The following is a 13,517-nucleotide window of genomic DNA, read 5'->3' on the forward strand; positions in this document are numbered from 1 at the left end:
GCGGCAGGCGCGCTACGACAAGGGAGATGCCGGCTGGTCGTTCACCTGCACATCCACATGCACCTGCACCTACACCTGCACCTGCACCTGAACCAAGACCCGCACCCGCACCCGCACCCACACCGGCACCGGCACCGGCACCGGCACCGGCACCCGCACCGGCACTGGCACCTGCGACAACAGCACCGATCACACCAATGGCTCCTTCCTCAGTCTTTTCAGCACCGACGGACCTCAAACCCCCTGCGGTCTCGATGTACGAACGCCGTTTCCTGCGTCGGGAATGAATGCGATGAATCACCCGTCAGATCTCGAACTGCGCGTGCTCGACGGCGAGCAGCAGGGCGCTCGATGCCGCGTTGCGACGAACGCATCGACCACGGTCAGCGGCGAATGGGACAGCGACATCGTGCTGCGCGGCGACGGTCTCGCGGGCCGCCGCGTCACAGTCACTCCGAGCGGAAACGGCGTGACCGTGGACGTGTTGAACGGCGATGCTCGTGTCGGCGAGCAAGTGGTTCGCCAAGGCGAGCGCATCGAGTTGCCCTGGTACACCCCGCTGCATCTCGGTGACACCGTGGTTGCCGTGGGCGAGCAAGACGGTGCGTGGTCATCATCGTCTGAAGAAAGGACGCACGTCGCTGACTCGGTCGCCGACGACGCATCGGCAGATGTTCAAGCCGCACACACGGGCCACGCCCACCGCTGGTCGCGCCGCCTGATCGTCGGCGGCGGCGCACTCGCCACCGTGTCGATGGCAGTGCTTGCATTCGCCTATGCGGCCACACCCGTCCCGCCGACCGCGGCTCAACTGGCGTCCCGTGCCGAAGCATCGCTGCAAGCCGCGGGCTTTCCGCGCCTCGTCGTCCAAGCCTCGCCTGTCGGGGAAATATCCGTCACCGGCTATCTGGAAACCAATGCCCAGAGAGCCCGTGTCGAAGAGGTGCTGGCGAGCCAGCCTTTCACGCCGCGCGTGTCGGTGTGGGTCAACGAACAGGTGGCCAGCGCAGTGCTCGACGTCTATCGCGTCAATGGCATCACCGCACAAGCAGAGGTGACCGGGCCCGGCGCGGTCCTCGTGTCCACGCGCGAGAGCGACGTGGAGCGTCTCGACCAGATCAAGTCCGTCGCACGCCGTGACGTGCCGGGCCTGTCGGTGATCGACGCGCGCAATGTGCCGCCACCGCCTCCACCGGAAAACACACCCGTGGTCGAAGACCCGGGCAAGCGTGTCGCATCCATCGTTCCCGGCGATCCGTCGTATGTGGTCACAGCCGACGGGTCCCGCTATTTCGAAGGTGCATTGCTGCCCACCGGGCATCGCATTGCATCCATCGGCGAGCACGAAGTCGTGCTTGAAAAGGGCGGCAATAAACAGCCGCTGAAGTTCTGAGTTCTACCCAACCAACCAAAACCCAAGGAAAGTAAGAAATGAGCACTGCCATCAACCCCCTCGCCACCCTGGCTGCCGCACCCACGCTCACCGACAAAAGCAAGAGCGGAAGCTGGTTCGAGGCCATGGCCGATGCCTGGGGACAGACCCTTGACCGCGAGGCCGGCAGCATCGAAAACATCTCCAGCCAGATTTCGGCCGGTGACGACAAGCCCGCCACCATCACGCAGTTGACCGCCGAGACGCTGAAGATGGGCTTCTTGTCCACCGGCTCGCACACGGCCATCTCGTCAGCCGGCGAAGCGCTGAAGACCATGGCGCAGAAGAGCTGACGCGGATCATGATGACCAGCCCCGCTTTCCTGCCAATGGACCCGGGCGCCGGTGTCGCGCCCACGCCAACGGTGAGGGCCGGCTACGGCGCCTCGCTGACGGACGTGGGTGCGTTCGAGCAAGCCATTGCTCGTGCGCAAGCGAGCGGCGCGGCCGGCGGCATCACCGTCCAGCCGGCGCCCGTTCACATGCCGGGCCACGCGATGCAGGCACTCTTCAAGCCGCTTGAACACATCAACGGCGAAGCGACGACGCTGTCTGCGCAAGCGCAGTCGGCCGTGGACACCGGGCGTTCACTCACGCCTTCCGAGATGGTCCTGATGACGGTGAAGTGCCATGAATTCATGTTCCATTGCCAGCTCACGGCCAACGTTGCGAACCGTACGTCGGATGGATTGCAGCAGCTCTTCCGTCAGCAGGCCTGAAGACATGATCTCCTCCAGAAGCAGCTTTGGCGCCTCCCCCTCACGGGGGCGTCGCCAACGGCCAGGCAAAGCCGCATCCGAGGTGGCCGCTTGGTGGCGTCCGCTTGTCTGCGGGTTCGCCTTGTCCGGCACGCTCTTGCTCACCGCGTGCGGCGAGCAAGACGTGTTTTCCGACTTGTCGCAACGCCAGGCCAATGAGATGGTCGCGGTGTTGCGCAACGCCGGCATCGACGCCGACAAGCAAGGCCGCGACAACAACCTCTTCGCTGTGACAGCGCCCAAGGACAGCTTCGCGCAAGCGGTCGAGGTCTTGCGCGCAGCGGGCTATCCACGCGAAGGCTTCGACACCCTCGGGCAGGTGTTCAAGAAGGAAGGCTTCGTGTCTTCTCCGCTGGAAGAGCGCGCCCGGCTCACCCACGCCTTGTCGCAGGAGATTTCGAACACCATCGCGAGCATCGACGGGGTGGTGATGGCGCGGGTGCATCTGTCGGTGCCCGAGAAGGACCCGCTGGCGGAAAAAGCACCCCCTGCCGCCGCGTCAGTGTTCATCAAGCACCGGCCCGGCGTGAATCTCGAAGCCCGCATGGGGCACATCAAGGCCCTCGTCGTGAATTCGATTCAAGGCCTGCCCTATGACAACGTGACGGTGGTGCTCTTTCCCGCCGAACCCTGGCCGACACGCACCGTGGCGCCGGCCGGGCCATTGCGATCGCTTGACACGACGCTGTGGTGGGTCGCTGCAGCGGGCGCGCTCGCGCTGATGTCGGGAGCAGGACTGTGGTGGTGGCTGCGCAAAAAGCCTGCGCCGACGCAGCCTCGTCATGTCGCACTGGCTGCAGTCAGCGACAAGGGCACGACTCGGAGACGCGCATGATGGAAGCAGTGACGACCACCGCCACTGCAGCCGCCGTTCGGCATCGGCGCACGCAGGCCGCGAGACTGTTGGCGGATTCGCCGGTTCGCGCGGGGCTTTCATGGAGCGATCTGTCGGCCACGCCTGACTGGGCCGCGCAAGACCGCAAGACCTTGGATCGACTCGCCTGTGCCACCGGCACGCGCGCGCATGCGGCGAGTCTCAAGCGCTGCATCGACGGGCGGATGCTGGTTCGCCTGCGTGAACGGCTGGGGCCGGCCGCATTGAAGGCGCTTTTGAGTGATGAGCCCGATGTCGGTGCGACGGCTCTGCTGGAGCCAATGGCCATCGACGCGGCATCGCTCGAACAACTGGTGGATTCGACCGGACGGGATTGGCTGCTCGCCAGCATCGAACAGTCCGGCTTGCGCGACGCCCTGCGCACGCGGCTGTGGCCCGATGCCGGGCCCTTGCTGAGGGCCATCCATGTGGGCGCCGCCGAGTCAGTCGTTCGCACGGCCCTTGCCGCGTGCGCGCTCTGCGACGCAGAACAGCCTGACGAAATGAGGAGCGCCGCATGAGTTTTGTCGCGATTCATCGCACGACACGAACGAGCCTTGCCACCGACAAGCCCTGGCTGGGACCAGACGAATGGAGCGCGTGTTCATCTGCCGCGGATCTGCTCGACCACTTGCATCAACTGCACGCGTCGCAGTCGACACGTCTCGCGAATGCGATTGTCGAAGGCCGCAGCGCCGGGTTCGCGGCAGGTCACGACAAAGCCCTGCGTGAAACCAGCGCGACCCTCGCCTCCTCATGGCAAAAGGCCGCCGACGCTGCGCGACTGGAGGCGCGAGAGATTCGCGAGGCCATCGTCGCGTTGAGCGTGCAAGTGGTGCAGCGCATTGCCACCGATCTTGCCTCTGCCGATGTCGTGTCCGCACTCGCGAGGCGGGCCAGCGAAGAACTTCTGCCCGATCAACCCGCCGTCGTTCGGGTGCACCCTGATGTCGCCGCCGCCGTGCGCGATCACCTGGCCGATACACCACAACTCGAGGTGCGAGAAGACTTGAGCTTGTGCGCACTCGACTGTGTTTTCGATACGCCCACCGGGCAGCTCCTGGCCGGTTTGCAAACACAGCTCGCGCGAGTGGCCAAGTCCTTGAACGCGCGCGAATCGAAGGTAGCCACATGAAAAGCATCCGCCCCCGAGTGCACGGCAACAGTCCCGCCGAGCTGGCCGCAGAACTGATTGCATCGCTGCAGAACGCACGCACTGTGGGCCAGCGTGGTCGTGTCGTGCAAGCCTTCGGCACGACCTTGCGCGTGAGCGGACTGTCGGCGCGCATCGGGCAGCAATGTCTCGTGCGCGGGGCAAGTGGTGTCGGGCTGCGTGCCGAGGTGGTGGGGCTGTCACACGGCGAGGCCATCCTCGTGCCTCTGGCCGGTCTGCACGACGTGGCAAGCGACGCGCAAGTTGAAGTCGTCGCCGATGCGCCTCTCATCCCTTGTGGAGATGCCTTGCTTGGCCGCGTGGTCGACAGCTTCGGCACGCCGCTGGACAGTTTGCCGCTCGACACCGGCGAATGCACCTGGCGCTCGGTTCATGCAGACGCACCGAACCCCTTGCAGCGCTTGCGCGTGGACCAAGTGTTTGCCACGGGCATTCGCGCCATCGACTCCGCCCTGACCGTGGGCGAAGGGCAACGCGTCGGTGTCTTTGCAATGGCTGGAGGAGGCAAGTCGACGCTCATGGGCATGCTGGCACGACAGGCCGCAAGCGACGTGAACGTCATCGCACTCATCGGCGAACGCGGGCGTGAAGTGCGCGAGTTTCTGGACGAAAGCCTCGGTAAAGAAGGCTTGGCGCGTTCGGTGGTGGTGGTCGCCACTTCCGACCGGCCGGCGATGGAACGTCTGCGTGCCGCTCAAGCCGCCACCGCCATCGCCGAAGGCTTTCGCGCCCGTGGGGCCAGCGTGATGCTGCTGATGGACTCCGTCACCCGCTATGCACGCGCGCTGCGGGAAATCGGCCTCGCCATCGGCGAGCCCGCGGTGCGGCGCGGCTTTCCGCCCTCGGTGTTTGCCGAGCTGCCGCGGCTCTTCGAACGCGCGGGCAACGACGAACACGGGTCGATCACCGCCTTCTATGCCGTGCTCGCGGAAGACGAGGACGGCAGCGACCCGGTGGCCGAGGAAGTGCGGTCCATTCTCGACGGCCACGTCGTGCTCTCGCGTGAACTCGCGCAGGCCGGCCACTACCCCGCCATCGACGTGCTGGCGAGCGCGAGCCGCGTGTTCAGTCAAGTGACACAGCCGGCCCACGCCCAGGCGGCATTGCGGCTGCGTGCACTGATGGCCAAGCACAAGGAAATCCGCTTTCTGCTTCAGGTGGGGGAATACCGCAGCGGCAGCGACCTCCTGGCCGATGACGCCATCGAGCGCTGGCCGGCGATTGAGTCGCTGTTGAAGCAGCCGCCGGACGAAGCCTCCGCCTTCGAAGACATGCTGCATCGCCTGCAGGAGGTGCTTGCATGAGCGCGACTTCAAGCAAGGCGCTCATCCTGGAAGTCGCGCAGCTGCTGCGCTTGCGCAAGCTTCGAGCAGAGGCAGCGCGCATCGAACGCGAGACTGCTCGGGCCAAGCGGGATGCGGCGCAGCAAGCCGTTCTCGAGCGTGAAGCCCAGGTGCAGCGGCTTCGGGTCGAGCGCAATGCACTCGGCGAGAGTGTGGTCGCGATCGCGCCGGCCATGGCCTTGCTCGCTCCGTTCGCCAGTGCGCGCCGCGAGGTTCTCGACGATGCACTCGAGCGCGCCGAGTACGCGCTCATCGATGACGAGGAAGTGCTGACGCAAGCGCAAAGCGCCTTCGATGAGGCGCATGCCGCGTGGCAGAAGGCCGTGGCGCGCTGCGACGCGGTGGAGAAGCTCCATGAGACCACGCGGCGTGACGCAACACTTGCGGCAGAGGAGCGCGCCGAAAGGGAAGTCGACGTGTCACCGAGATCGGTGATGTTGGAGGGAACGCCATGAGCGTGTCGCCTGCAGATTCGAATCGTTCGATCCAGCCCGCGCGTGAGTTCAATGCGCAGACAGGCACGCGGAAATCCAACGACGCCGCGGCAGCCAGGCATCACGATGTGCCCCGCGTGGGCCATGCGGTGCAGGAGAGGCAGCGGACGGATTTCGAGGGCGCGTTGCGGCGTGCCGCAGACGAAGAGGCGTCCGACGACGAAGCGGCGTTGGAGGCCGCGATGGCCTTGCCGGGGCCACTCCCGCAGCCCCAGCATTTCGTAGCCCGAATGCAATCGGGAGATGTGCCTTCGGCCAAGGCCGATTCCCGGATTGCATCCGGGCTGCGAACGCAAGACGCGGCGCTCCTGCGGCAGACGGCAGTCCCGCTCGTCGCTGGCAACGCCACGCATCGATTGCAACTCGAGTTCGCCGACGCCGGCGTTCCATTGCAACGCATCGAACTTGAACGCACCCCAAGCGGCTGCGTGGATGTGGCAGTCACCACCACGTGCATCCGCGGCCCACTCGGCGCAAGCGTCGCCCGCCTGCGCACCCGCCTCGTCATGCGCGGCACTGCGCTGGGCTGCCTGCATGTCAAGCAGCCCGACTCAAGCGAAGACGAAACCAGCCACCTGAGAGGCTGAGACCACCATGGACGCCATCCAGGCCATCGACGGAACAGTCAGCGTGACACTCGACGCGGTGCGTGCGCTGCTGAGCGGGGATTCGGCTGCGCCCGCCGAGCCGACCCCCGCGCCGCACTCTGCTGATCTCGGGAACATGGGCCGAGACACGGCAGTCAGCGCAAGCAGCATGGGCACGGATGTCGTTCGCGCCGATGCTTCGTCCACGTCTGCGAGCATGCTGCCGGACACCCCCCCCATCACCGACGGCCGCGCAACGCTTGCGGCATTGGCAGCGCAGACACAAGGCACCAGCAACGCGACTGAACGCCAGGTGCGAGCCTTGAACGTGCACGCCGATGTCGACACGGCTGCGGCATCACGGCCGCTCGACAGCCAGGTCTTGCCCACGCCCACTTCCCCGCTGCACACGCAGGCTGCCGAATTGCAAAGAGCCACGCATCTGCCGAACTCGTCTGCCGGGGTCGACGACGACACCGGGGAGGACGCATGGCATGACGAGGTCGAATACATGCCAGACGACAGTGCTGCGGACGATGCCGCCCAACGCGAGTCGACCGACGACGATGCTCAAGACGCAGACGCCCTTGTGTTCGCCAACGACCCCGACTACACCACCTTGCGGCAATGGCTCGTTGACGGCGAGCAACACGCCGCGCTGCGAGAACTCGACATTCAGCGCCGGGTGATCTTGATCGTTCCGAGCGAAGCCCAGGCACGACGCCATGCCACTGCGCGCATGCATCTCTTGTCGCCGCATGGAGCAGACGCCGCCAAGGTGGGCGGCGATGCCCGTTCATTTGCCGCTCGTTGGTGGCAGGGCCATGGCGCCCGATCCGAATGGACCGCGTGGCGGCTGCACCGTGAAGCCGGCATCGCGGGCCCCGGCCGATTGCAGTCGCGCCACCCCTCGCCCATGCCCAAAGACGCGTGTGCACTGGTGCTGCGACTTGGGTCCGCACCGCCCAGCTTGCTCGACACCGTCAACGCATGCCTCGACATCGCCGACCAGCATCGGTTTCAGCAGGCTCTCGGCTCTCAGTGGAGCGTGCTTGCTTTGCTATGCCCTCGCGGCCTTTGTGCATCGCGATCACAACAACAAAGCCATGCCCCGAACGAATTCATTCACGCTTCATGAGAACGCCATGAACACCGCCTTCGTCGTCAACGACACCGGGTTACTCAACTCTGCAGGGCCTGCGCCCAAGACCAGCCTCGACAAGACTGCCGTCGACTCCGGCGACGCCACCCTCGCGCTCGACGCCTTCGATCGCGGCGTCGCACTCGTTGACCTGACGCACCGAACGCTGCGCTGGTGCAGCCCCGCGTTTCAGGCGCATTGTTGTGTAGCGGCCGAGGACACGCTGGCTTCTTTGGAACAGCACCTGCCCGGCGTTCAGATCGCCCTGGGCAAGCTCGGCCGTGCCCACGCATCGCGAGGCGATGTCACAACCCGCGTCATTCAGTGGTGCAGCGCGGCCGGTGGCATCGAAGTTCAAGCGACAGCAGTGGCCCCCGGCGTCGCAGCGCTGCGTCTGCTCGACGGGGACGGCCACACCATGGAACGCGAACGCGCAACTCGACGGCACCTCGAAGACCGCGAGAAGCTCTTGTTCACCTCGCGCGCCCTGTCCGTCGGCGAGATGGCTTCGACGCTGGCACATGAGTTGAATCAACCCATCGGCACCGTCACGAATGTGCTGAGGGGAATTCGCACGCGTCTCGAACGGAAGAATGCCGCACACGCCGACGCTGCCTCGTCACCTGCCGCTCTCCAGGGGGTTCAACTCGCGCTCGATCAATCGCTGTTCGCGGCGCGCATCATTGCCCGCATTCGCGAGTACACCCATTCGCGTCAGCCGCGTCGCGAGCCCTTGGACCTCGCGAACGTCGTGCGCGAATCGCTGGCCTTGCTCGACTGGGAAATCCTGCGTGACGGGGTGTCCGTCGACATTGATCTGACGCCAATGCCCTGCCCCGTGATGGGCGACGAGGTCATGCTTCAGCAGTTGTTCGTGAACCTGCTGCGCAATGCGCTTGAGGCCATGCGCGAGAACGCGCCAAACAGCGACGCACCGCTTGCACGCAACTTGTCGCTTCGCCTGTCGGTGGAACCTGACAGACGCGAGGCCGTGCTCGCCTTGCGTGACAACGGCTGCGGTCTTCCGCAAGACGCTCACCAGCGTCTCTTCGTCCCCTTCCAGTCGACGAAGCCGAATGGCATGGGCATTGGTTTGAACATCTGCCGGTCATTCGTCGAACTGCACCAGGGCCGCCTGTGGTTCAGCGCGAACGGCGACGACACGGAAGCCGACACCGCGCGCGGCTGCACCTTTCATGTCGCACTGCCCTTGGCTTGCGAAGCCGCATCAACAAATAACGCTTAACGCTCCACAAGGACACCATGAACGCTCGCACGATCTTCATCGTCGATGACAACGCCGAGTTCCGAAGCTCCGCCCAATGGTGGCTTGCAAGCGCAGGCTACGACGTGGTGGATTTCGCCGATCCGGTTGCCGCCCTCGACGCCCTGCAGGCGCAACCACCCGCTGGCCCCGCATGCCTGCTTCTCGACGTGCGCATGCCCGGCATGAGCGGGCTCGATTTGCATGACAAGTTGCAAGAGCACGGGGTAGACCTGCCCATCATCTACATGACCGGTCATGGTGACGTGGCGCTCGCGGTGCACGCGATGCAAAAGGGCGCAGTGAGCTTTCTGGAGAAGCCCTTTGCGGATGAGGCGCTCGAGCAGGCGCTGGATCGGGCTTTCGCTGCACGCCCGGCGTCCGGCCTCACGCTCGGGCCAGGCGCAGCGCCCGAGCCCCAGGTCGACGAGGCTGCGGTCGAATGGCAGCAGCGCCTGGACAGGCTGACGCCACGCGAACGCCAGGTGTTCGACCTTGTCGTGGAGGACAAGGCCAACAAGGTCATCGGCCAGTTGCTGGGCATCAGCTATCGAACGGTCGAGTTGCACCGCTGCCGGATGATGGAAAAGCTCTGCGCCCAGTCGCTGTCGCACTTGACCAAGATTAATTTCGCAGGACGAGCGTTATGAGTGCGCATCGCATTCCCGACTTGCTCTGCTTCGAGGCAAAGACGCCGCTGGGCCGATTGCAACTGGCGCTGCCTGTTCACGATGCATGCAACGACGCCGTAGGCGCTGCGCTGGCGCTGGCAATGGCAGAACCTTTGCTCGCCGAACTGGAAGGCTGGCTCGACGTCGACATTGACCCGGCTCCGTCTGAAGCAGTCCAACACGGTGCGAATGAACTCGACGCCACCGTGTGCGATTCGGCGCTCGCACCGGTGGGCACCCGTTTGCGCCTGCCCATTGACTTGATTCGGGAATCCCGCGGCTGGCCGGCGGCGCTGGACGGTGTCGAATGGAACGATCTCGTCTTCGAACTCGAATTGGCGCGCTTTGCCAAGACGCCACTTCCGCGCAACGCATGGAACATCGGCGGCGTCCTGCTTCTGCCCGGCTCCTTCGATTCGCCCTGGAAAGTCCGGCTGGTCGAGCGCCGACTCGGCATCGAGATGCCGGCGGTGTGGGCCGGACCCGGCTCGCCGTTGCAGATTGCAGGCGCTGCCGTTGCGATCGTCGAAGACCACCGGAACGACTGGCGCGTGATGCTCGCCACCCCACTGTGCGTGGGCGTCCAGCAATGCTTCGGCATCGAACACGGCTCAGGTGGACCTACGTCCTGCTTGACGATCGACGAGGCCGAGGCTTGCGCAGTCCTCATCGCGCCCAGGCGCGAGACGGCGCTGGCGCGCGGCACGCTGATTCCCGCCCTGCAAGGGACGGGCCTGTGGCTCGCCGGGCCACACGGCAACGCCGCCACGCAGGCGACCACAAGCTCCATTTCCGAAGCGCAACCCGCCTGAGAGGCTGAGAGCATTTCGCTCATGCACGCTCATCACGCCAAAAGACCCCTGCTCGTCGTTACCTGAGCCCTCCATGGACCTCACACAATTCTCACCGTCCTCCGCCCTCGTCACCGTCGTTGTCCTGGCGCTCGCGCCCTTCGTCGCGGTGATGGTCACGTCATTCACCAAAATCGTCGTCGTGCTCAGCTTGTTGCGCAATGCGCTGGGCTTGCAGCAGGTTCCGCCCAACGTGGTGTTGAACGGCATGGCCATCGTGCTCACGGTCTATGTGATGTATCCCGTGGGACAGCAGATGGGCGACAAGATCGGCAGCATCGAGGCTCTTGGGACCAGCACCAAATCGCTGCTCTCGGCGGCCGATTCGGCCAAGGAGCCTTTGCGCGAGTTCCTGATCAAGCATTCGCATCCACGCGAGCGGAGTTTCTTTCTTCGCACGGCGCAGAAGTCGCTTGCCGCGGACAAGGCCGTGCAACTGAACGAGCGTGACTTCATCGTGGTACTTCCGTCGTTCACGGTGAGCGAATTGTCGACGGCGTTTCAGATCGGGTTTCTGATCTTCCTGCCATTTCTGGTCGTTGACCTGGTGGTGTCGAACATTCTGATGGCCATGGGCATGCAGATGCTCACACCGACCACGGTGTCCCTGCCCTTCAAGCTGCTTCTCTTCGTTCTCGTCGACGGCTGGGTGAAGTTGTCGCACGGGCTTGTGCTGTCTTACTACTGAGGAGGCCGACGCCATGCAAGGCGACGCATTGCAACTGACTTACCAGGCGCTGTGGCTGGTACTTGTTCTGTCCGCCCCGCCAGTGATCGTGGCGGCGATCGTGGGCCTGGTGATCGCGTTCATTCAGGCGGCCACGCAGATCCAGGAACAGACACTTCAATATGCGGCGAAATTCTTCGCCATCGTGTTGACGATATTCCTCACGGCCAGCCTGCTCGGCGGCACCCTGCTGCAATACACCGATCGCGTCATGACCGGCTTTGCCGGCATGGTGAAGCGCTGATGGATTCGCTTGGCACGATTCACTCACTGGGCGATCTCGCGCTATTGCTGGGACTCTCGACCACACGCATCGCTGTTGCGTTCTTGCTGCTCCCCGTGTTTTCTCCTGACACGGTGCCGGCGCTGGTTCGCAACGCGATCTTCCTGTCCATGGGCGTGCTCACGCTCGCGTTGCAGCCCACCGTCGCCATCGACACATTCACCACCTCGCAATGGATCGTGCTCTTCGGCAAGGAAGCCATGATCGGCTTGGCACTCGGATTCGGTCTGGCCGCCTTCCTGTGGGCCTTCGAAGCCGCGGGGCAGATCGTCGACACCAAGGTCAGCACCAGCAACACGCAGTTGACCGATCCGATGTCAGGCCAGCAGGTGTCGGTCTCCGGCGCACTGCTTGGCCGATTCGCAGGATTCCTGTTCATGTTCGGCGGTGGCATGTTGCTTTTCGTGGGCGTGGTCATCGAGAGCTTCCAGGCGTGGCCCATCGCTCAGATGAACGTGGTGCCGAAAATAGGCGCGGTGCCGGTATTCGAGCATCACCTTGCCGACTTGATGACGCTGGCGTTTCTCATCGCTTCACCGGCACTCGTGGTCATGTTCGCCGTGGACCTGTCACTCGGGCTCATCAACCGTTACGCGCCGCAACTCAACGTCAATTCGGTGTCGATGTCGATGAAGGGCCTCGCATCGATCGCGATATGGATGCTCTTGCTTGCTACATTGGTTCAGGGCTTCAGCGATGCCCTCGCGACGCGCATCGCTGCGGTGCTGCCGTCGCTTGCGCGCTTGTTTTCCGCAGGCTGAGAGGCTGAGGCAGGCTGCGGACAGGCGCCGTCATCTGGCACGCGACACCCTATCAGGGTGCACCCTAGCTCGGATGCACCCGAGCTGACAATTTCAGCCTCAAGCCGTTATCGTTGCGTGGAACTTGCCCGCCGATCATGTCCAGCATTCAATCCTTCCAGCCCGGCATTTACACCGCCTCATCGTTGTCCACCTTGAGCCGAGCCGAAGTACGGCCGTCAGCCGGAAACGCTTCTGCCTGGCTCGATGGAGGCGCGTCCACAGAGCACGGCGGACAGCAAGTGCTGCATGTGAGCACGCATGACCCGCACAAAAGCGTCGACCAGATCGAGCAAGACTTCATCGTTGCGCTGTGCGGTGGCGCGCAAGTCACGCGTTAGGCCCTTGCCCTCGCGCTGCCGGTTCCGTCATGCAGCAAGCTTCGCTTTCCCTGCGTTCAAACCCCGATTGGCACGCCGCCGCGCAGCTATTGATCGATGGGTGCGCGCATCTGGGCAGTGCGGCCTTGCGTATCGACCTGCTCGAGCGGCTGTGCAGCGCACTGGGTGACGAGTTGTACCCCGCCCTGCTGGGCGTTCTATGCACAGTCTCCGAAAGCGGCACGCCGGACGCACGCCGAGCGGTGGCTGGGGCCCTGATCGAAGGCCTTCGCAGCGGCCGCGTTCCGAGCGGCCGGCGGCCAGCCTGGGGAGCGTCGGTGACACGAATCGATGACAACGCCATGCGTCGCTTCGGGCCCATCGAATATCTGTGCGCCTGGTACGCACAGCCGAGCGACTCTGCACCGCCCAGCGCGACAAGCTTCGACCGTGCCATGCGCTTGCTGCTCAGCTTGGTCGCCGCCGACGACCGGGCACGATTGCTCTATTGCGATCGCTTGCGCGCCCTGGCAGATGACCCACTGAGCGGCACACTCACACGGACCACGCGCGACGGATTGAGGCAACTCGCGCAGGTTTGGGAAGTCGGCGAGAAGGAACCGCAGGCGGCGGTCGATGCATTCTTGCAAGCCTTGCACGGCTCGGGGCTGAACGGGCTGCGAAGCCTGTCGGGTCAGAGAGGCTGAGAGTTTTTCGAGCGTGTCCGAGCAGCGCGTCAAAAGGCACCTGATCTAGGCGCAAAGCGCAGCCATAGCCCGGGCTATGGCGAGCATTTGCA

Annotated in this window: 18 protein-coding genes; all 18 read left to right on the forward strand. The window is 64.5% G+C overall.

Features of this window, described 5'->3' with window-relative positions; translation table 11 throughout:
- Positions 1–292 precede the first annotated feature (292 nt).
- The 18 genes from AC30NL_RS01625 to AC30NL_RS01710 all read left to right on the forward strand — a co-directional run bounded on the left by AC30NL_RS01625 (position 293) and on the right by AC30NL_RS01710 (position 13,425).
- Positions 293–1,393 (forward strand): SctD/MshK family protein, encoded by a 1,101-nt coding sequence (locus AC30NL_RS01625; protein WP_489462266.1) that lies wholly within the window; start codon positions 293–295, stop codon positions 1,391–1,393.
- Positions 1,394–1,431: 38 nt separating this feature from the next.
- Positions 1,432–1,725 carry a hypothetical protein gene (locus tag AC30NL_RS01630; RefSeq protein WP_489462267.1) on the forward strand — a complete coding sequence of 98 codons (294 nt, stop codon included), beginning with the start codon at positions 1,432–1,434 and terminating at the stop codon, positions 1,723–1,725.
- 8 nt (positions 1,726–1,733) lie between these two features.
- On the forward strand, positions 1,734–2,150 hold the full coding sequence (locus AC30NL_RS01635; protein ID WP_489462268.1) for a hypothetical protein: 417 nt from the start codon (positions 1,734–1,736) through the stop codon (positions 2,148–2,150).
- Positions 2,151–2,271: 121 nt separating this feature from the next.
- Positions 2,272–3,024, forward strand: coding sequence for a type III secretion system inner membrane ring lipoprotein SctJ (gene sctJ / locus AC30NL_RS01640; RefSeq protein WP_489462269.1), 753 nt, complete (start codon positions 2,272–2,274; stop codon positions 3,022–3,024).
- Positions 3,021–3,584, forward strand: coding sequence for a hypothetical protein (locus AC30NL_RS01645; RefSeq protein ID WP_489462270.1), 564 nt, complete (start codon positions 3,021–3,023; stop codon positions 3,582–3,584). Before sctJ ends, AC30NL_RS01645 begins: the two co-directional genes overlap by 4 nt.
- Complete coding sequence (locus tag AC30NL_RS01650; RefSeq protein WP_489462271.1) at positions 3,581–4,198, forward strand: FliH/SctL family protein; 618 nt, start codon at positions 3,581–3,583, stop codon at positions 4,196–4,198. The genes AC30NL_RS01645 and AC30NL_RS01650 overlap by 4 nt, the downstream gene beginning before the upstream one ends.
- Positions 4,195–5,541, forward strand: a complete 1,347-nt coding sequence (locus AC30NL_RS01655; RefSeq protein WP_489462272.1) for a FliI/YscN family ATPase — start codon at positions 4,195–4,197, stop codon at positions 5,539–5,541. The genes AC30NL_RS01650 and AC30NL_RS01655 overlap by 4 nt, the downstream gene beginning before the upstream one ends.
- Positions 5,538–6,035 carry a hypothetical protein gene (locus tag AC30NL_RS01660; RefSeq protein WP_489462273.1) on the forward strand — a complete coding sequence of 166 codons (498 nt, stop codon included), beginning with the start codon at positions 5,538–5,540 and terminating at the stop codon, positions 6,033–6,035. The genes AC30NL_RS01655 and AC30NL_RS01660 overlap by 4 nt, the downstream gene beginning before the upstream one ends.
- Entirely contained in the window at positions 6,032–6,661 is a 630-nt protein-coding gene (locus tag AC30NL_RS01665) for a hypothetical protein (protein WP_489462274.1), read from the forward strand. Before AC30NL_RS01660 ends, AC30NL_RS01665 begins: the two co-directional genes overlap by 4 nt.
- Before the next feature lie 7 nt (positions 6,662–6,668).
- On the forward strand, positions 6,669–7,799 hold the full coding sequence (locus AC30NL_RS01670) for a hypothetical protein (RefSeq protein WP_489462275.1): 1,131 nt from the start codon (positions 6,669–6,671) through the stop codon (positions 7,797–7,799).
- 7 nt (positions 7,800–7,806) lie between these two features.
- On the forward strand, positions 7,807–9,048 hold the full coding sequence (locus AC30NL_RS01675) for a sensor histidine kinase (protein WP_489462276.1): 1,242 nt from the start codon (positions 7,807–7,809) through the stop codon (positions 9,046–9,048).
- A 17-nt stretch (positions 9,049–9,065) separates the two neighbouring features.
- Entirely contained in the window at positions 9,066–9,716 is a 651-nt protein-coding gene (locus AC30NL_RS01680) for a response regulator transcription factor (protein ID WP_489462277.1), read from the forward strand.
- On the forward strand, positions 9,713–10,549 hold the full coding sequence (locus tag AC30NL_RS01685) for a hypothetical protein (RefSeq protein ID WP_489462278.1): 837 nt from the start codon (positions 9,713–9,715) through the stop codon (positions 10,547–10,549). Before AC30NL_RS01680 ends, AC30NL_RS01685 begins: the two co-directional genes overlap by 4 nt.
- A 73-nt stretch (positions 10,550–10,622) precedes the next feature.
- Positions 10,623–11,276, forward strand: coding sequence for a type III secretion system export apparatus subunit SctR (gene sctR, locus AC30NL_RS01690; RefSeq protein WP_489462279.1), 654 nt, complete (start codon positions 10,623–10,625; stop codon positions 11,274–11,276).
- Positions 11,277–11,289: 13 nt separating this feature from the next.
- A complete protein-coding gene (sctS, locus tag AC30NL_RS01695) occupies positions 11,290–11,559 on the forward strand; it encodes a type III secretion system export apparatus subunit SctS (protein WP_489462280.1) in 270 nt (89 codons plus the stop codon).
- A complete protein-coding gene (gene sctT, locus AC30NL_RS01700) occupies positions 11,559–12,359 on the forward strand; it encodes a type III secretion system export apparatus subunit SctT (RefSeq protein WP_489462281.1) in 801 nt (266 codons plus the stop codon). Before sctS ends, sctT begins: the two co-directional genes overlap by 1 nt.
- A 137-nt stretch (positions 12,360–12,496) precedes the next feature.
- Positions 12,497–12,739: a hypothetical protein gene (locus AC30NL_RS01705; protein ID WP_489462282.1), complete on the forward strand. Its 243-nt coding sequence runs from the start codon at positions 12,497–12,499 to the stop codon at positions 12,737–12,739.
- A gap of 29 nt (positions 12,740–12,768) precedes the next feature.
- The gene (locus AC30NL_RS01710) at positions 12,769–13,425 is read left to right on the forward strand and encodes a hypothetical protein (RefSeq protein ID WP_489462283.1); all 657 of its coding nucleotides are present in this window, start codon (positions 12,769–12,771) and stop codon (positions 13,423–13,425) included.
- The last annotated feature ends 92 nt before the right edge of the window (positions 13,426–13,517 follow it).

It is taken from the genome of Rhizobacter sp., assembly GCA_021153565.1.
Classification (GTDB): Bacteria; Pseudomonadota; Gammaproteobacteria; order Burkholderiales; family Burkholderiaceae_C; genus Albitalea.

Excerpts from the sequence above, each read along its gene's own strand:
- AC30NL_RS01625 (WP_489462266.1), top strand. The coding sequence starts at position 293 with ATGAATCACCCGTCAGATCTCGAACTGCGCGTGCTCGACGGCGAGCAG.
- AC30NL_RS01630 (WP_489462267.1), top strand. The coding sequence starts at position 1,432 with ATGAGCACTGCCATCAACCCCCTCGCCACCCTGGCTGCCGCACCCACG.
- AC30NL_RS01635 (WP_489462268.1), top strand. The coding sequence starts at position 1,734 with ATGATGACCAGCCCCGCTTTCCTGCCAATGGACCCGGGCGCCGGTGTC.
- AC30NL_RS01645 (WP_489462270.1), top strand. The coding sequence starts at position 3,021 with ATGATGGAAGCAGTGACGACCACCGCCACTGCAGCCGCCGTTCGGCAT.
- AC30NL_RS01650 (WP_489462271.1), top strand. The coding sequence starts at position 3,581 with ATGAGTTTTGTCGCGATTCATCGCACGACACGAACGAGCCTTGCCACC.
- AC30NL_RS01655 (WP_489462272.1), top strand. The coding sequence starts at position 4,195 with ATGAAAAGCATCCGCCCCCGAGTGCACGGCAACAGTCCCGCCGAGCTG.
- AC30NL_RS01660 (WP_489462273.1), top strand. The coding sequence starts at position 5,538 with ATGAGCGCGACTTCAAGCAAGGCGCTCATCCTGGAAGTCGCGCAGCTG.
- AC30NL_RS01665 (WP_489462274.1), top strand. The coding sequence starts at position 6,032 with ATGAGCGTGTCGCCTGCAGATTCGAATCGTTCGATCCAGCCCGCGCGT.
- AC30NL_RS01670 (WP_489462275.1), top strand. The coding sequence starts at position 6,669 with ATGGACGCCATCCAGGCCATCGACGGAACAGTCAGCGTGACACTCGAC.
- AC30NL_RS01675 (WP_489462276.1), top strand. The coding sequence starts at position 7,807 with ATGAACACCGCCTTCGTCGTCAACGACACCGGGTTACTCAACTCTGCA.
- AC30NL_RS01680 (WP_489462277.1), top strand. The coding sequence starts at position 9,066 with ATGAACGCTCGCACGATCTTCATCGTCGATGACAACGCCGAGTTCCGA.
- AC30NL_RS01685 (WP_489462278.1), top strand. The coding sequence starts at position 9,713 with ATGAGTGCGCATCGCATTCCCGACTTGCTCTGCTTCGAGGCAAAGACG.
- sctR (WP_489462279.1), top strand. The coding sequence starts at position 10,623 with ATGGACCTCACACAATTCTCACCGTCCTCCGCCCTCGTCACCGTCGTT.
- sctS (WP_489462280.1), top strand. The coding sequence starts at position 11,290 with ATGCAAGGCGACGCATTGCAACTGACTTACCAGGCGCTGTGGCTGGTA.
- sctT (WP_489462281.1), top strand. The coding sequence starts at position 11,559 with ATGGATTCGCTTGGCACGATTCACTCACTGGGCGATCTCGCGCTATTG.
- AC30NL_RS01705 (WP_489462282.1), top strand. The coding sequence starts at position 12,497 with ATGTCCAGCATTCAATCCTTCCAGCCCGGCATTTACACCGCCTCATCG.
- AC30NL_RS01710 (WP_489462283.1), top strand. The coding sequence starts at position 12,769 with ATGCAGCAAGCTTCGCTTTCCCTGCGTTCAAACCCCGATTGGCACGCC.